The sequence below is a fragment of the Corynebacterium uberis genome, assembly GCF_020616335.1.
Classification (GTDB): domain Bacteria; phylum Actinomycetota; class Actinomycetes; order Mycobacteriales; family Mycobacteriaceae; genus Corynebacterium; species Corynebacterium uberis.
The window spans coordinates 153,107-170,456 of the sequence record NZ_CP085051.1 but is presented as its reverse complement, the minus strand read 5'-3'; the positions used below and the strand labels follow the sequence as shown (position 1 = coordinate 170,456).

Here is a 17,350-nt window from a genome sequence, read left to right as displayed (position 1 = left end):
GGCGGCACGGCACGGTTGCCTCACCTGCCGCCACCGCCCCCGCTATCCACACCGCGCGACGACTGTCCGCCGACGATCCGCCGCTCCCACCCCGACCGGCACGCGCCGGCAGGTTTCGCCGCCGAGTTGTCTTATCTGCCGGGCGCGCCCGGTTCGCCCGGCGCGCCGGGACCAGGCGTATCGGTTGTAGGCGGGGCGCCTGGCGTGAGGTCTCACCGTTAGGTGTTGCCGGTGACCTACCTACCTCTTGCCATGGCAGTATTGGAGGTTAGACTTTCAAGGGTTGACGACCAACCGCGAGGAGATCCGCCCCATGAGTACGACCCCGTACCTGTTGCCTGCGTTCTATGAGGACGGCGGAGCAGCGGTCCCTGTCGAGGGTTCTAGCCAAGCGATCCTGTTTTCGCTCTTAGGCGCGCAAGTGGCCCGCGATGGGGTTACTTCTACTACCTTTAGTCTCACCCCGGACCCGGTGACCGGGGGCCTGCTGGTCAGCCACGGCAAGACCCGTATTGGGCGGCTGCCGCGCAACCTGCGCCAAACGTATCCGCAGTTGGATCACCTACTCAACCGGGGGGCTACCCCCGAGGTCAACGCGCGGATTGCGCTGACTCCTGGCAGCGGAACGCTCAGCGGCGAGTTGTATTTCCCGGCCCCGGTTTTTGTTATGCCCACTAATGTTCCGCCTACTGGGGAGTGGGCGCTGCTGCCTGAGGGCGAGTTGCGGGATATTGATGTCACGGCTGGTGACGCGCAGCGGCTGATCGATCTCAACATTCCTTCGCAGTGGTTGGTGACGTTGACGGTGGTCGATGACGCCGTGGTTGCCATCGCGGATGATCGCGTCTTTGGCCCACTGTCTGCCTATGACTCCGCGGACATCCGGGGCATCGTAGACCATTATGAGATGTTGGGCCTGGTTCCGGTGGCCCGCGCGTTCTGTTATGACTCCGATGGCCAGCGCCGGGTGATCATCAGCGCCGCCTCGACGACGCGGATGGATGAGTCTGCTTTGGAGCCGACGATCTCTCCGCTGCCGGCGCTCGACCCCTACCAGCCGGCCACCGGCGAGTTCCCCATGATCGTCTCCTCCCATACCCCCAACACTTGGGCGGTGACGGTCTCCGGCGAGGAGCTTGCGGAGCCGCTGCACACCCCCATCGGCGGCCCCCTGAAGGCGATTAGTTCGCCGTCGTCTCCGTCCACGGAGTCCGCGCATTCTGATTCGCTTCTCGACGCCCCCTTTGGCACCGGAAGCTGGCCCGCCTCCCCGACCACGGGCTGGGCCACCGCGGTGCGCAACCCGGAGCCGGCTCCCCTCCCCGCGGTGGAGTCTGTTGCTCGCCACGCAGCCCCGGATCCGGAGCCGGAGCCGGAGCCCACCCCGGAACCCGTGGTGGAGGCGGAGCCGATCGCCCCGGCCACGCCGTATTCTTCCTACGAGGACTATTCCGCCGCCCAGCAGCCGCGGCACGGGGCGGCCCCCTACTGGCAGCCGGAGGCGCCCGCGGCGCAACAGCCGGCGGCCGCTGAATATGACCAGCCCAGCTATGAGCAGCAGGGCTACGGCCACGCCGCGTACGAGCAACAGGGTTACAGCCAGCCCAGCTACGAGCAGCAAGGCGGCGCGCACCACTATGAGCCCGCCACCTACGAGGCCCCCTCTTATGAGGCCTCCTCCTATGCGCAGTCCTACGCTGCCCAACCGGAGGTGCAGGCGCCCGAGCCCGCGCCGGCTGCCCCGCAGCCGGAACCCCAGGCCGAGGAGCCGCAGCAGGACGCCTACTATTCGCAGTTCACCGACGATAAGGTCGATGACGCCTACCCGCCGCTGCCCTACCCCAATGCGCGCCTGGGCTCCCATTTCGCGGAGGCTCCCGCCCCGGCGGCCCCGGCGGACGACTTTGAAACCGCAATGATTCCGCGCGTGCCGGACCCCGAGCCTGCGCCGGTGACGGGCTCGCACCGCAAGGTCAGTGGGGCGTCGGCAAGCAGGGTGAGCAAGGACGGCGGATCGATGGATGGCATGTCCTGGCTGGCGGCGCTGGGCGTGATCGCCGGTGCGCTGGCGGTGACCGTGGCCACCCTGGGGTACTTCAAGATCACCGACGACCTGTCCCTGGGCACCTCCACCGCGCTGATCCTGCTGGGCAGCGGCATCCTGCTGGTCCTGGGCAGCCTGTGGTTCATGTTCCGCCCACGCGATTAATGTCCCACCCGGCACCACTACCATGGGGGCAACCATGACTACTCACGATGCCGCCCAGGCCACCTCGCACGCCCCCGCCGGGCAGTTCGTGGCCCTCACCCTCCAGACCACCGGCATCCACCCCAGCACGGGGAGGATCGTCGCCATTGACGCGCTCGTGTGTGACCCCGCCGCGGCGGAGGAGTCGGCCACGCCGCAGGCGAGTGCGGCGCCGCGCATCGTGGAGGAATTCCACGCCGTGGTCAACCCCGGCCCGGACACCAACCTCGGGCCGGTGCATTATCACGGGCTGACCCCGGAGGACATCCACCACGGGCGCCGGTGGACCACGCTGCTCAAGCAGCTGGACAAACTCTTAGACGGCCGCGAGCTGGTTGTCCACGATGCCGCGTTTACCTGGGGATTTATCATCAGCGAGGCGCGCCGAACCATGAACGCCGCCGCCCGTGCTAACCGTTCGCGGGGCCGCAACCGCCGCGATGGCGCCCGCTCCGGGAAGGGGGCGCGCCGCCAGCGCGTCGGCCACATCCCCACGCCCACCGCGATCATTGACGTCTTGGCCACCGCCCGGCGCGCCGAGATTCCGCTGAGCGATACCCGCCTGGCGCACCTCGCCGCCGTTGCGGGGGTTGCGGATGTGGAGCCGCCCACCGCCAGCCTCGCCCGGGCGGCCCAGCCGGAGGCGGCGACCACCCGCGCCGCCACTGAACTGCTCATCGCCACCTACCTGGCGCTCGCCGCAGATGGGGACCACCCGCTCACGCGCATCGATCCGCAGACCCTGCGTGCCGACGCCGTCGGCCTGCAACGCAGCGACCTGCGCGTGAGCGCCGCCGCCGCGCCCCGCACCACGGACAACCCCGGCACCTGGCGCCCCGGCACCCCGCTGCTGCCCGGCATGGAAGTTGTCCTCGCCCCCGAAACGGCCATCGACCCGGACGTCCTCATCGCCGCCGCCCAGGACGCCGGACTCGCCTACTCCGAAAAGCTCAGCCGGGCGACCTCCCTGGTGGTGTGCAACGCCACCACGAACCTGCGGGGCAAGGCCATGCACGCCGCCCGCAAGGGCATCCCCCTGCTTGCCGACGCCGCCTTCCTCACCGCCGCGCGCACCGCAGCGCAGGCGGCCGACACGCCCACGGCAGCGAAGCCGGATGCCGCACCCACCCCCGATGAGCGCCCCCGCGCCGCGCGCGGCGGGAAGGGCGAAAAGGGTGAGAAGGGTGAGAAGGGTGAACGCCGCTCCCAGGGTGGGCGTGGCGGGCGCGGGGGACGCGGTGGCCAGGCCCGGCGGGGCGGTCGCGGACGGCGCTCTGGGCGCGGCTCCCGGTCCGGGCGCGGCGGCGCGGGGCGCAACCAACCGGCAAGCAATACACAAACTAAGCCGAACCCGCGCACGCAGGAGTGAACCTACTAGGGTTAGAGACCATGAGTCCCGAATTCAGACCGGCCCCTGACTTCGTAACGCGCCGGCTGCGCCGGCTGCGCGGACTAGCGGCGGTATCCTCCGCGCGGCTAGCCACCACCGCATCCCGAGTCTCCGGACGCGGCGCCGGAGGCATGATCGGCGGGCTAATCGCCCAAGCCATCGACCCCACCATCATGGAGAACCTCGGCGGCGGGCGGCCCTGCCTCCTGGTGACCGGGACCAACGGCAAATCCACCACCACCCGGATGCTCGCCGCGGCGGTGCGTACCCACTCCACCGTGGCCACCAATGACGGCGGCGACAACATGGACGCCGGCATCATCTCCGCGCTGTTGGCGCACCGCGACGCCGAGACCCTGGTCCTGGAGTGCGATGAACTCCACGTCCCGGCCGTGGCTGATCGCCTCCACCCCACCGCCCTGGTGCTGCTCAACCTCACCCGCGACCAGCTCGACCGCGTGGGCGAGATCAACAAGATCGAACGCGCGCTGCGCGGCGCCGTGGCCGCCCACCCGGACATGCTGGTGGTGGCCAACTGCGATGACGTCCTGATGACCTCCGTGGCCTATGACGCCCCCAACGTCGTGTGGGTATCCGCGGGCGCCGGCTGGGTCGGCGACGCCGTATCCTGCCCCCGCACCGGCGGGCACATCGTCCACGATGGGGACGACTGGTACGCCGTCAAACCGCTTCCCGACGGCCGCCCCTTCCGCCGCCCCACCCCCACCTGGAGCGTCGACGACGCCGGCCTGCACACCCCCGAGGGCGACACCGAACTCACCCTGACCCTTCCTGGGCGGGCCAACCGCGGCAACGCCGCCCAGGCCATCGCCGCCGCCGTGGGCGCCTGCAACATCCCCCTGACGGACGCCGTGCGCGCCGCCGAGGGCGTAGACAACGTCGCCGGGCGCTACTCCACCGTCACCCTGGGCGACCACCAGATCCACCTGCTGCTGGCCAAAAACCCGGCCGGGTGGCAGGAGGCCCTGTCCATGGTGGACCGCAGCGCCGACGGCCTGGTCATCGCCGTCAACGGGCAGGTTGCCGACGGCGAGGACCTGTCCTGGCTGTGGGACGTGCGCTTCGAGGACTTCGAGTCCCTGTCCGTCAAGGCCGCCGGGCAGCGCGGCACCGACCTTGCCGTGCGCCTGACCTACGCGGACATTGACCACGAGCACATCCCCGACCCCGTGGCGGCCATCCGCGCCTGCCCACCCGGGCGGGTTGAAGTGTTGGCCAACTACACCGCCTTTAGAGATTTGAAGAAAGACCTCGCCCGCCTGACCGCTGAGGAGACCGCACGATGAGCAGCACCACCTTGACCATCGGCCTGGTCCTCCCGGACGTCCTGGGCACCTACGGCGATGACGGCAACGCCCTGGTGCTGCGCCAGCGCGCCCGCATGCGCGGCATCACCGCGCAGATCCAGCGCATCCGCCTGGGCGAGCCCGTGCCAGAGACCCTGGACCTGTACACCCTGGGCGGCGGCGAGGACACCGCCCAGATCCTGGCGGCAGAACACCTCATCGCCGACCGCGGCCTGACCCGCGCGGCGGAGGCCGGCCGCCCGATCCTGGCCATCTGCGCCGGGCTTCAGGTCCTCGGCGAATCCTTCCGTGCCGGCGACCGCATCGTTGACGGTGTTGGCCTGGTGGACGCCACCACCGCCGGCCTGGCCACCCGGGCCATCGGCGAGGTTGCCTCCACCCCCACCCGGGCCGGCATCACCTCCGAGCTGACCGAACCGCTGACCGGGTTTGAAAACCACATGGGCGCCACCGTGCTCGGCCCCCAGGCCCAACCCCTGGGCACCGTCACCCGCGGCACCGGCAACTGCGACTCCACCGGCGCTGCCGGACTGAGCGACGCCACCGCCCAAACCAGCGCCGAGGGCGCCGTCCAAGGCAGCGTCATTGCCACCTACATGCACGGCCCCGCGCTCGCCCGCAACCCCCAGCTGGCGGATCTCCTCCTGGCCCGCGCCATGGGCATCCGGCTCGACGAACTCGAGCCCCTGGAAATCCCCATCATCGATCGGCTGCGCCTGGAGCGGCTGGGCCAGAAGTAGCACCGCTACTTCGGCGCGCGAAACACCCACAGCCGCTGGAGCATAAAGTTCAGCACGGTTGCCGCCGCCTGGGAGACCACCCAGGACCACACCAAGATGTGGTCACACCCGTCTCCCACGGTCAGCACCACCCGGTCGACGCCCACCGCCACCAGGAAACACAACAGGTAACTGATCGCCGCCCGGCGCACCTCCTCCCGGGAGCGTTGCCCGGAGAAGGTGACCACGCTGTTAGCCAGGTAAGCGAACGTCGAGCCCGCGATGTAGCTGACCCCACGCGCCGCCGAGCTGGGCATGCCCAGCCCCAGGCACAGCAGGCGGGTGGAGTAGTCCACCACCGCGCCGCCGACACCAACAGCCGTGAATGCAGTCAGCTGCCGGACAAGTGGCCTCACAGGGTCAGCCGCCCGCTGAGCGCGCGCGAGAGCGTGAGCTCATCAACAAACTCCAGATCACCGCCCAGCGGCATGCCGGAGGCCAGCTTAGAGATGGTCAGGTCCGGAAAATCGCGCAGCAGGCGCACCAGGTAGGAGGCCGTGGCCTCGCCTTCCGTGTTGGGGTCGGTGGCTAAGATGACCTCGCGGACTTGCGGGACGGCGTCGAAAAGCGGATTGTCCGGGGTGGAATCCGCAAGCTCACGATCCGGCAGCACCCCGCCGATGCGTTGCAGCAGGGAGGTGATGTTCAGCTCCCGGGGGCCCACATTGGCCAGCGGGTCCAGCGCCCCGCCGAGCACGTGGTACCGCCCGGAATACTCGCCGGTGCGCTCGATGACCTGGATGTCCTTCGGCTCCTCCACCACGCAGATCACCGTGGCGTCGCGGGAGGAATCCGCGCAGATGCGGCAGACCTCGTCGCGGGAAATGTTGCAGCAAATCCGGCAGAAACGCACCCCATCGCGCACCGCGCCCAACGCCTCCTGGAGGCGAATGATGTCCTCCGGTTCCACGTTGAGCAGGTGAAACGCAATGCGTTGGGCAGATTTGGGCCCCACTCCCGGAAGCCGGGAGAACTCATCGATGAGGTCTTGCAGGGGTCCTTCGAACAAGCTGGGGCCTTTCTACGCCGTCGACTGTTGTGCACCCCCACAACGTGTTGTGTCCCCCCGCGCGGGCCCTAGAACAGGCCGCCGCCGAGGCCCTGCGATAGCGGGCCCATCTTCTCTTCTGCCAAGGCGCCAACCTTCTGGTGGGCGTCCGCGAACGCGCCGGTGATCAGATCCTGGAGGGTATCAACGTCCTCCGGGTCCACGACCTTCGGGTCAATGGCCACATCCGTGACCTCCCCGCCGCCGGTCATGGTCACAGAGACCAGGCCGCCGCCGGCCTGCCCGGTGACCTGGGAGGCCAAGATTTCCTTCTGCGCGCGCTGGAGCTGCGCCTGCATCTCCTGCGCCTGCGACAGCAACGCCTGCATATCCATGTTCGGTTCAGACATGTGTGTGGGTTCCCCTTCTAGTTAGTACGTCCCAGCAAGTCTAGCCGGGTCACACCGGGCGTGCCCCGAGCTCCTGGGCGACAAGATCTATCGCCATAGTTAACGCGTCTCTGCGATCCAGGGTTCCCGGCTGGCGGGCTGCCTCCCGCATCTCCCGCTCCTCAGGATCCTCCTCCGCCTCCGCCGCCGCAGGGGTCGGGGCTGGGGCCGCGGGTCGCTCAGTCGCCGGGGCCTGCGGCGTCGGCGGTGCGGCAACGCGGGGCCCGGGGGCGGCGGGGCTGTCATCGTGAAAATCTGGGGGCGCGGCGGCATCATCATCCGGCTCGGGCGGCAGCGGGGTGCCGTCACCAAACGTTGGCGCTGCTGCGGCCTGCGCCCGGCGCGCCGCCCCCGGAATGGTGTAGGTGCGCCGCGGCGGGCGCGCCGGCGCCTCCGGCTTCGCCTGAGCTGCCCGGTCCTGCGCCTGCGCCTGCTTCTGCGACTCTGGCGCTCCACCGATCGCCGCCGGCGTTCCCCACACGGTGGGCGCGGGGGTATCGCTTATCGACGCCTCCCCATCAGCATCGTCCCCAGCACTCGTCTGGGGCGCGCGATGCTCCCGGGGGGATCCCTCCGGCGCCCACGGCTTTGCCTGCGCCGAGCGCTGCTGCGCCCCCGCACCGCCCGACCTGCCGACCTCGCAGCGCACCTGCAACTGGGTATTAGTCAACCCCTGCACCACGGCAACAATGTCCGCGTTATTGCTCTGCGCATTAAGCCGCTGCGCCAACGCGCCCGTGTTATGCCCGATGACCAGGGTGGACTCTTCCAGCCGCAGCACCGTCGCCTCGGTGAGCATGATCTGGGCGACCCGGTTGCGCTTGCCCACCTGCTCGCGCACGACCGCCCAATTATCGCGGATCTTTTCCACCAGATCCTCCGGGGCGTCGGCCGCCTGCGCTGCCTGCTCCTCCGGCTGGGCGGGGTGCTCCGCGCCCGCCGCCCGCTGCGCCGCATCCGGGGCCTGGGGCGCCGGAGCCGACTGCGCAGGCACGTTCGCTGAGCCTGCCGCCGAATCAGAATGCGGCTGCGTCTCCTGCTCTGGCTCCGGGTCACGGGTGGTTTCCGGGGCCGGGGGCTGGGACTGCTCGGCCTGGCGGGCCTGCTCGACCTGGTGCTCCCGCTCCGCCTCATGCTCCTGGTCAGTGTGTGGCGCCTGCGGGGCTTGCTCAGTGTGTGGGGTGTGCTGGGCCTGCGGGGCCTGTTCTGTGCGCTCAGCGGGGGGCTGCGCATCCTGCTGCGGCTGCTGTGCCTGTTGTTGGGCCTGCTGCTCCCGCTGCTGGCGTTCGGCCTGCTCCCGGGCTAGCCGCGCGGAGCGGCGCTCGTAGATCCGGCCCCCCGCCCCGGTAACCCGGGCCGCGCGGGGGGTCTGCGAAGCGGCGGCGGCAGGTGCGGATGCCTCAGCGGCCGCAGGTGCCGTCGCTGGGGTCGGGCCGGCGACGAGGTGCGCGCACAGGATCTCCAAAAGCAGGCGCGGGGAGGTTGCCCCGCGCATCTCCGGGATGCGCGCGTTGACCTCGCTGGCAAGCCGGGTGATCTGCGGGCCGGTGAAACGCTGCGCCTGGGCGCGCAGCACGTCCGCGCGATCGGTGGGCGCATCAACCAGGCCCATCTCCAGGGCCTCCGGCACCGCCTGCATCACCATCAGGTCGCGCAGCCGGTCAAGAAGGTCCGTGACAAATCTGCGCGGCTCAATTCCGGTCTCAATGACTTCATCAATACCGGCAAAGAGCGCGGCCTTGTCGCCGTCGGCTAGCGCATCGACGGTGGCGTCGAGAAGCGTGACATCGGTGACCCCCAGCAGCGGCAACGCCGCCTCATAGGTCAGCCCCTGCGTACCTGCGCCGGCGAGCAGCTGATCCAAAATGGACAGCGAATCGCGCGGCGAGCCCCCGCCGGCGCGGATGACCAGCGGATAGACGGCATCATCAACATGAACCCCTTCCGCCTGCGCCGTGCGCTGCAACAATCCGCGCATCGCCTGAGGCGTGAGCAGCCGGAAAGGATAATGGTGCGTCCGCGAGCGGATCGTCCCAATGACTTTCTCCGGCTCGGTGGTAGCAAAAATGAAAATGAGGTGCTCCGGCGGCTCCTCAACAATCTTCAGCAGCGCATTAGAACCCGCATTAGAGATCATGTGGGCTTCATCAATAATAAAAACCCGATACCGGGAATCCGCGGGGGCGTAATAGGCACGATCGCGCAGCTCACGCATGTCCTCCACGCCATTATGGCTCGCGGCATCCAGCTCAGTGACATCCAAATTGCCCGGTCCGCCCGGCGCCAAAGAACGGCACGAATCGCACCGCCCACACGGCGTCGATGTTGGGCCCTCTGCACAATTGAGCGAACGCGCCAAAATCCGCGCCGACGAGGTCTTACCGCACCCGCGCGGCCCCGAAAACAGGTAGGCATGATTAATGCGGCCCGAATCCAGGGCCGCCGACAGCGGCTTGGTTACCTGCTCCTGGCCTACGACCTCAGCAAACGACGCGGGGCGATACTTCCGGTAAAGCGACACGCCCACCAGCCTACCCAGCCGACGCCGCGACGCTTATCGACGCCAGTCGTGCACCGGAAGCAACTCCGCCTCCACCTGAGCCAACAGCGGCGCCATCCCCTCATCCAGGACCCACGCCCGCTCCGCATCAGTGAGCAAAATCAACTGCAACATCACCGTCAGGCGGCCCGCCCCCGGCGTCACACCCTCACCATGAACATCGCCCGCAGCCTCCGCGAACTGGGGCACCGGGCCACCCCACATAAACGGGGGCACCAACAACCCGTGGCGCACCGTCACATCGGTGGCAAAACCATACTGGTCCGTCAACAACCCCGCCTTGGCCGCCAAACCCGGCAACATCGTCCCCGGCTCCGCGGGAATAACCTGCGCATTCTGCCGCAGTACGTCAGCGGCCGTACCCACGGCCATCACCGCAGGAAAGACATCCGCCTCCGCCACCACAAACAACTCACTGCGCACATCAGTCAGCTCTGCGGCGCCGTCAACCTGCAAACCGGTATCAATCCGCGCAAAGTCCGTGGTACAGGCAATGGACTGGCCATCAAACTGGGACACCCCCACATGGAATGCCCCACCCGGAAACACATCGAGCTGGGCTGGCATGAAATCACCCAGCCAAACTTCGGTCTCGTTCCTGTCCACGGTTGTGTGGTACTCCTTTCGAAGACCCGGTCTTAGGCCAACCGGGCCCTAGCGCCGCGAAGGAAGCGTGCGCCGATAATCAGGCGCCCAATTTCTCCAAAGCAGCCACCAACACGCAGGTGGCCACACCGTCCATAGCCACCTCAAGCTCCTCCAGCGGAGGCATCGAGGGGGCCAACCGGATGTTGCGATCATTCGGATCTTCATGCAGCGGGAAAGAAGAACCGGCCTGCGTCAACGCAATACCAGCCTCCTTGGCCAACTGCACCACCCGAGATGCCGTGCCATCCACCACATCCAAGGAGATGAAATAACCACCATCCGGTTTGGTCCAGTGTGCTACATCGTATTCCGAAAGTCGATCATCAAGGATCTGCTGTACCCGCTGGAACTTCGGAGCCAAAGACTCCGCGTGGCGTTTCATATGGTCAAACACGCCCTGCGCCGAACCAAAGAAACGCGCATGCGCGAGCTGATTGACCTTGTTAGGCCCAATTCCGCGAACTGAGGCGATGGATTGGTACCACTCCAGGTTCTCCTTTGAAGAGGCGAAAAAGCTCACGCCCGAACCCGCATGGGTGATCTTGGACGTCGAGGACATAAACCAAAAACGATTCGGGTTGCCCGCCTGGCGTGCCAATTCGATGACGTTGTAGACCTCGGGGAAAGAGTCAGTCAGCGTGTGCACCGCGTAGGCGTTATCCCACACGATGCGGAAGTCCGGCGCGGCCGTATCCATGCTGGCCAGCTCCTCAGTGACCGCCTTGCTGAAGCTCACGCCCGTGGGATTGCCAAACACCGGCACCGTCCACATGCCCTTGACCGTGGGATCCTGGGCGAGGTTGCGCACTGCATCCATATCCGGGCCATCGTCAAGCATGGGCACCGGCACCATCTCAATGCCAAACTTTTCGGTGATGGTGAAGTGGCGATCATAGCCCGGGACCGGGCAGATCCACCGCACCTTCTCCTCGCGCCCCCACGGCTGCGGCGAATCCGGAGTGCCCCACAGCCACACGAAGCTGATGAGATCAAACATGATATTCAGCGAGGAAGAATCCGCAGCAATAAGATTCTCAACATCAATTCCCAGGACCTCCGCCCACAATGAGCGGATATCAATGATCCCGGCCCCCTGACCGTAATTGCGCACATCCGTGCCATCGGCGGCCACCGGATCATCCCCCGGCAAGCTGAGCAGCTCACGAGACAAATCCAGTTGCTCCGTCGACGGCTTACCCCGCGTGAGGTTCAAATCCAGGTTCTTGGCCTTGAGCTCCTCATACGCACGGCGGGCGGCAGCTGCGCATTCTGCGCGCTGATCAGCATCCAATTCCAGCAGAGACAAAACGGGGTTTCCTTCCTCGTGGCTACCGAGATTCACACACTGGATTTATAGTACCCATGCTGCAGCCCACCTCGCCGCCCCCAGGCCCCAGCCCGAAAAAGAAAAAGGGGATCCCGCGCACCCGGTAGAGCTCGTTGACCCTTGCTGCATTCCTGCCCTGGGGGAGTTCACAAGATACACGCCGCGCGAGATCCGGACTCCCATGGTAGCCGAACGCACCCGGCACCACCAATCCCCACCAGGACGTGCGGTTTTGCCCCAGGCAGACAGATTGTGTACAGTCTTGCCCGTACGCCAGCGTCGCACTGCGGCGCCTGCGCGCACGAGGAGGATTCGACTAGCGGCCTATGTCACACGCCTGGAACGCGTGCGGGGTTCACGCCCCTCGTGGGTTCAAATCCCACATCCTCCGCCAAGGACAACTCCCTGACCCGGCCGGGTCAGGGAGTTTTTTGTGCGCCCGCCCCAGACTGCCCGCAGGCTGCGCGGGAGCGGGAGGCGCGGGGCGTCGAGAAGCGAACTCGCCTTATCCCCGCCACACCCAGGGCTCGCGCGGCAGCAGCTCCGGGTCCCAGCGGCTGCGCAACTGATCCACGCAATCCGCCCCGGGGCAGCCGATCGATTCGCCCAGCATGCCCACGATGTCTTCCACGGAGCGATCCTCAAGCAGCTCGCGCAGGGTCACCGCCCCGTCGTGCTTAGACAACCTGCGTCCCTGCGCGTTGACCACGAGCGGAACGTGGACGTACCCCGGCGCCTCCCACCCCAGCACATGGGCAAGATACGCCTGCCGGGGTGCGGAAAACAGCAGGTCATCGCCGCGCACCACCTGGTCAACACCACTATCGGCATCATCGATGACCACCGCAAAGTTATAGGCCCAGTCCCGGGGCTGGCCCGCCTGCCCGCCGCGGCGCAGCACCATGTCATCCACCTCGCCGGCGTAGTCCCCCACCAGCGCATCCCGCACACTCCACTGCCGCACCTGCGCCCGCAGCCGCAGCGCCGGCACCCGGCCCTTGGCGGCAAGCTCAGCGCGGCGGGCGGCGCGGGTAGTGGCAGAAAGCTCCCGGCAGGTGCCGGGATAGGAGCCGGGGATGGCGTGCGGGGCGCGGGCGGCCTCCTGGATTTCCTTGCGCGAACAGTAACACTCGTAGACCAGGCCGCGGGACGCAAGCGATTCCAGGACCTCCGCGTAACGATCGCCACGCCGCGACTGCCACCACAGCGGCTCATCCCAGCTCAACCCGATGCGTGCCAGGTCAGCGCACTGGCGCTCGGCGGACTCCACGGAGGAACGCTGGGAATCCACGTCCTCAATGCGCAGCAAGAAACGCCGCCCCGTCGTGCGCGCCCACAGCCACGCCAGCACCGCCGTGCGCAGGTTGCCGCAATGCAGATCCCCGCTGGGCGAGGGGGCGAATCTTCCGGCCGGGCCGGAAGTCATAGGGGGGCTGCTCATGGCCCACAGGATAATTGTCCGCTCCGCCCCGCCCCAACGCGGACCCGGCCCTTGTGCGTCCGTATTGGCGGCGGTCTGCGGCGGTCTGCACCTTTCTGCGCCGTCCTGTACCCGCCTGTACCCGCCTGTCATGGCAGCATGGAGTGCTGTGAGTTCCGCCAATACGCCACAGTTCATCCCGGTCCAGCGCTCGTTGTACCCCGTGCTGGGGATCCTCTTTGTCACCGTCTTTTTGGTGTCCAACATCACAGCCACCAAGGGTGTCAGCATTGGCCCCCTGGTCACCGACGGGGCGTTTTTCCTGTTCCCCGCCGCCTACATTCTTGGCGATGTCCTCTCCGAATGCTACGGATTCGCCGCCGCCCGCCGCGTCATCTGGACCGGCTTTGCCGCCACCCTTATCGCCGTGGCGTCCTTTTACATCGCCATTGCCCTGCCCGCCGCGGACTTCTACGACAACCAGGAAGAATTCTCGCTGGTCTTAGGCCTGATCCCCCGCATTGTTACAGCCTCCCTGGCCGGCTACCTGGTAGGACAACTGCTCAATTCCTACGTGCTGGTGGCCATGAAAAAGCGTACTGGGGAGCGCTCCTTATGGGCGCGCCTTTTGGGCTCCACCGTGGTCGGGGAATTCGGCGACACGCTGCTTTTCTGCATCATCGCAGCACCCGCCATTGGGATTAGTTCCACAACAGATGCCCTCAACTACATCATCGTGGGATTTATCTGGAAAACCGGAATAGAAGCCGTTGTCCTGCCCATCACCTACGCCGTCATCAGGTGGGTGAAAGCGCACGAAGGTCAGCGGCGCCAATCCTGAGCCGGAGGCAGCGCTTCTCGACGCCCCTGCGGCACCGCCCGGCGGTACCGTTGCGGCTGCGCGCTCGGCCCACCCGGCAAACCAGGCGCCCCGGCCGCCCTGCCCGGGAACTGCTGGCGAGGCAGCCCGCGCCGCTGCTCAGGGTGGTGCTGCGGCCGCGGGCGCGGGGCCGCCCCCGGGGCGGCCGGGGTGCCCGGCTTTCCCGGGATTCTGGTGCGCTGCTGCGGGGCGCGGCGGGCCCGCCCAGCCTCGCCGCGGCGCGGGGAAGGCGCCTGCCCGGAACGCGGGCGGGAGACACCCATGTCCTGTTCGGCAGTCCGGATATCCTTTTCCCGGATAAACAACGCACACGCCAGCGCCCCGATCGTGGCAAAAATGGCCGCCATGATGAAAATGCCGTGCAAGCCCTCCACGAAGGTGGTGCGCGCCAGCTCCCCATACTGCGGGGCATACATGTCAATCAGGTCAAACCGGGCGGCCTCGGTGGCGTCGATGAGCTGCTGTGGCACGCCATCGAACTTGTCCCCAATGTGGTTAGACAGGTACGCGCCGTAGAGGGCCACACCAAAGCTGGTGCCCAGGGGCATCGACGTGTTGGCAATGCCCGAGGCCGTGCCCGTCTTCTCTGGCGGCACCACGGACACCGACAGATCCATCAGGTGCGGCAGCATGATGCCCGTGCCAATACCGATGACCACGTAGGACGGGATCAAATCCGGCCAATCCGAATCCCAGTGCACCAGCAGGCCCAACAGCAGGCCCGCCCCCACGATGAGCATCCCCACCGCCTGCACCCACCCCAGGCGCATGAACTTCCCCATAACCAGCCCCACCCCAGAAAACAGCACGATCGGCAGCGCCAGCGCCATGGAGACGTAGCCGATCTGAAGTGCAGAAAGCCCCGCCTGGCCCGCTAGCCACAGCACCAGGAAGGGCATCATTCCAAAGCTAAATAGTCGCGCCGCAAACGCGGAGAAAGAAACCGTGGAAAAGGAGGGGATCTTAAATAGTCGGATATCGATCATCGCCGAATCCCCCTTGACGGTCTGGATCCACGCCATGATCACCCCCAGCTGGAGCGAGACCGCAAAGCTGACCACCACCACCCAGTGGGTCCACCCGCGCTCCGGGCCGGAAATGATGGCGTAATTGAGCGCAAACAGCATCCCCGCAGCCAGGATCGTCGTGGGAATATCCACCGGCGGCATATCGCGCTTGCCCGCCAGCCGGGCCTGCTTGTGCAGATCCGGGATGAACAGCATGGTCGTGACAATCACGAACAGGCCAATCGGGATATTGATGGCAAAAATCCACTCCCACGCGCCGTTTTCTACCAGCGCCCCGCCGATGAGCGGGCCGATGGCGCTGGCCGCGGCCGACAGGCCCATGAGGATGGCGATCGCGCGCGTGCGCTCCTTCTTTTCTGCGGGAGAGAAGGCGTCAGAAAGCAACGGCACCGAGGTACCAAAAACCAACGCGCCGCCCGCACCCTGCACAGCCCGGGAGGCGACCAGGAGCGTTTGCGAATCCGCGAGCAAACAGCCCACCGACGCCGCGAGGAAGAGCACATGGCCGATGAGGAAAATTGTGCGCCTGCCAATGAGATCCGAAATGGAGCCCACGCTCAGCATCAAGGAGGCGAAAGCCAGCGAATAGGCGTTAATCACCCACTGGCCGCCGGACAAGGTCAACTTCAGATCTTCCGAAATGGCAGGAAGAGCCACCAACACGATGGTGATATCCAGCGTCATCATCATCGCGGAAATAGTGGACACCGTTGTGGACCAGCCTTGCGGGCGCCCCGTCGCCCTCCGCGACGGTCGCGCCGAACGATGGCGATGCCGGCCCCCCGCCTGTGTGGCCGGCCGGCGCGTCGGTGTTGCGTATCGGAATTGGTTTCTTGAGGTCATCGCTACCTTGCTGACTGAGCCCACACGAAGGGCCCTAACTGGCGTGCACTAACTCCAACTGCCCGCGAACAAAACACCGCACACAGTTATCACCGACGGCCATCACGAGCATGACCACTTCACCTTACACGCCGCCACGCACACACCAGCGCCTCACCTACGCGCACCCACTCACCCCCGCGACGCGTAATACCGCCCAAGAAACTCATCCCGAAACGCCTCATAGTCCCCCTCCGAGATCGACTGCCTAATCCGATCAACCAGACCCACCATGAACGTGAGATTGTGCAACGTACACAACGTGCCCGCCAGAAACTCCCGGGCCTTAAGCAAATGGTGGATATAGGCCCGCGAATAATTCTGCGACACGTAGCCGCCGAACTCCTCATCAATACCCCGGAAGTCCCGCTTGAACCGGGCAGTCCCCAGATTCATGCGCCCATCCAGCGTGTACACCCCGCCGCGGCGGCCCAGGCGCGTCGGGGCCACGCAATCAAACGTATCCGCCCCAGCCTCAATCGCCACAAACAGATCATCCGGCTCCGAGATGCCCAACAAGTGCCGCGGCTTATCCTCCGGCAACTCATCGCACACCCAGCCCACGATGGTGCCCAGATTCTCCTTCTCCAGGGCCCCACCAATGCCAAAGCCGCCAAAACCGCGGGCCCCGCTTCGCTGCGCCTGATCAGACAGCGCCACCAAGTCACGAGCAGCAGTGCGCCGCAAATCCTCATACTGGGCGCCCTGCACCACCCCCCACAGGGACTGCTTGGGCTTCTCCGCGCGCTCCCGCGTCAGCCGGTCATGCTCCACCAGGCAGCGCTGCGCCCAGCGCGTCGTCCGGCGCAGGGATTGCTCTTGGTACTCGCGCGAATCCACCAGGGTGGTCAGCTCATCAAAAGCGAACATGATATCCGCGCCGAGCTCGTGCTGGATCTGCATGGAACGCTCTGGGGTAAAGCGGTGCCGCGACCCGTTGATCACCGAACGGAAATCAACGCCGTCTTCATCGACCTTGGCCAGGCGCTCCTTCTTTGCCGCCCGGACGTCCTTCTCCGTGAGATTGGCCACGTCCATGGCCAGCACCTTTTTAAACCCCACGCCCAGGCTCATCACCTGGAATCCGCCGGAGTCGGTGTAGGTGGGCCCGTGCCAATTCTCAAACGTGGCCAACCCGCCGGCCTCATCGACGATATCCGGGCCAGGCTGCAAATACAGGTGATAGGCGTTAGACAGGATCGCCTGGGCGCCGGTCTGCCGGATCTGCTCCGGAGTCAGCGTCTTCACGGTGGCCTTGGTGGCCACCGGAATAAACGCCGGCGTGGCAATGGGCCCGTGCGGGGTAGAAATCACGCCGGTCCGGCCGTGCTTGCCCGGCCCTTCGGGCAGGCGGTGCCCGACCTCAAAAGAAAGATCCTCCGTGCCCATGTCCACGCCTTCCTCATGTCCTACGCTCATCGTC

The 17,350-nt window shown here is 66.6% G+C and carries 14 protein-coding genes, 1 tRNA gene and 1 other RNA gene; 6 read left to right on the top strand and 10 right to left on the bottom strand.

Annotated elements, in window-relative coordinates; genetic code table 11:
* The first annotated feature begins 313 nt into the window (after window positions 1-313).
* Genes LH390_RS00760 through LH390_RS00745 form a run of 4 tightly spaced genes read left to right on the top strand, consistent with a single transcriptional unit; the run spans window position 314 to window position 5,706 of the window.
* Entirely contained in the window at window positions 314-2,209 is a 1,896-nt protein-coding gene (locus LH390_RS00760) for a hypothetical protein (protein ID WP_227281065.1), read from the top strand.
* Window positions 2,210-2,243: 34 nt separating this feature from the next.
* Window positions 2,244-3,617: an exonuclease domain-containing protein gene (locus tag LH390_RS00755; protein ID WP_227281066.1), complete on the top strand. Its 1,374-nt coding sequence runs from the start codon at window positions 2,244-2,246 to the stop codon at window positions 3,615-3,617.
* A 20-nt stretch (window positions 3,618-3,637) separates the two neighbouring features.
* Complete coding sequence (locus tag LH390_RS00750) at window positions 3,638-4,945, top strand: Mur ligase family protein (protein WP_227281067.1); 1,308 nt, start codon at window positions 3,638-3,640, stop codon at window positions 4,943-4,945.
* The gene (locus LH390_RS00745) at window positions 4,942-5,706 is read left to right on the top strand and encodes a type 1 glutamine amidotransferase (RefSeq protein ID WP_227281068.1); all 765 of its coding nucleotides are present in this window, start codon (window positions 4,942-4,944) and stop codon (window positions 5,704-5,706) included. The genes LH390_RS00750 and LH390_RS00745 overlap by 4 nt, the downstream gene beginning before the upstream one ends.
* Before the next feature lie 5 nt (window positions 5,707-5,711).
* Here LH390_RS00745 and LH390_RS00740 read toward each other — a convergent pair whose 3' ends face one another.
* From LH390_RS00740 to ffs, 7 genes are all read right to left on the bottom strand, one after another.
* Window positions 5,712-6,101 (bottom strand): GtrA family protein, encoded by a 390-nt coding sequence (locus LH390_RS00740; RefSeq protein WP_227281069.1) that lies wholly within the window; start codon window positions 6,099-6,101, stop codon window positions 5,712-5,714.
* A complete protein-coding gene (locus LH390_RS00735; protein WP_227281070.1) occupies window positions 6,098-6,754 on the bottom strand; it encodes a recombination mediator RecR in 657 nt (218 codons plus the stop codon). The genes LH390_RS00740 and LH390_RS00735 overlap by 4 nt, the downstream gene beginning before the upstream one ends.
* A gap of 68 nt (window positions 6,755-6,822) precedes the next feature.
* A complete protein-coding gene (locus LH390_RS00730) occupies window positions 6,823-7,143 on the bottom strand; it encodes a YbaB/EbfC family nucleoid-associated protein (RefSeq protein WP_227324335.1) in 321 nt (106 codons plus the stop codon).
* Window positions 7,144-7,192: 49 nt separating this feature from the next.
* Complete coding sequence (locus LH390_RS00725) at window positions 7,193-9,703, bottom strand: DNA polymerase III subunit gamma and tau (protein WP_227281072.1); 2,511 nt, start codon at window positions 9,701-9,703, stop codon at window positions 7,193-7,195.
* Window positions 9,704-9,736: 33 nt separating this feature from the next.
* Entirely contained in the window at window positions 9,737-10,309 is a 573-nt protein-coding gene (locus tag LH390_RS00720; RefSeq protein ID WP_227281073.1) for a suppressor of fused domain protein, read from the bottom strand.
* A gap of 118 nt (window positions 10,310-10,427) precedes the next feature.
* Window positions 10,428-11,696 carry an aspartate aminotransferase type Ic gene (locus LH390_RS00715; RefSeq protein ID WP_399524726.1) on the bottom strand — a complete coding sequence of 423 codons (1,269 nt, stop codon included), beginning with the start codon at window positions 11,694-11,696 and terminating at the stop codon, window positions 10,428-10,430.
* Between the two features lie 102 nt (window positions 11,697-11,798).
* Window positions 11,799-11,893: signal recognition particle sRNA small type (ffs, locus tag LH390_RS00710), an RNA gene on the bottom strand.
* 129 nt (window positions 11,894-12,022) lie between these two features.
* Here ffs and LH390_RS00705 point away from each other — a divergent pair.
* Window positions 12,023-12,111: transfer RNA gene (locus LH390_RS00705), tRNA-Ser, on the top strand.
* A gap of 111 nt (window positions 12,112-12,222) precedes the next feature.
* On the opposite strand, the gene gluQRS is transcribed toward LH390_RS00705, so the two are convergent.
* Window positions 12,223-13,158, bottom strand: a complete 936-nt coding sequence (gene gluQRS, locus LH390_RS00700; RefSeq protein ID WP_227281074.1) for a tRNA glutamyl-Q(34) synthetase GluQRS — start codon at window positions 13,156-13,158, stop codon at window positions 12,223-12,225.
* Between the two features lie 130 nt (window positions 13,159-13,288).
* Here gluQRS and LH390_RS00695 point away from each other — a divergent pair, with 130 nt between their 5' ends.
* Window positions 13,289-13,978, top strand: a complete 690-nt coding sequence (locus LH390_RS00695; RefSeq protein WP_227281075.1) for a queuosine precursor transporter — start codon at window positions 13,289-13,291, stop codon at window positions 13,976-13,978.
* Here LH390_RS00695 and LH390_RS00690 read toward each other — a convergent pair.
* Both LH390_RS00690 and tgt read right to left on the bottom strand, forming a co-directional pair.
* Window positions 13,960-15,753, bottom strand: a complete 1,794-nt coding sequence (locus tag LH390_RS00690) for an MFS transporter (RefSeq protein ID WP_227281076.1) — start codon at window positions 15,751-15,753, stop codon at window positions 13,960-13,962. The genes LH390_RS00695 and LH390_RS00690 overlap by 19 nt on opposite strands.
* A gap of 306 nt (window positions 15,754-16,059) precedes the next feature.
* Entirely contained in the window at window positions 16,060-17,346 is a 1,287-nt protein-coding gene (gene tgt, locus LH390_RS00685; protein ID WP_399524728.1) for a tRNA guanosine(34) transglycosylase Tgt, read from the bottom strand.
* Between the last annotated feature and the right edge of the window lie 4 nt (window positions 17,347-17,350).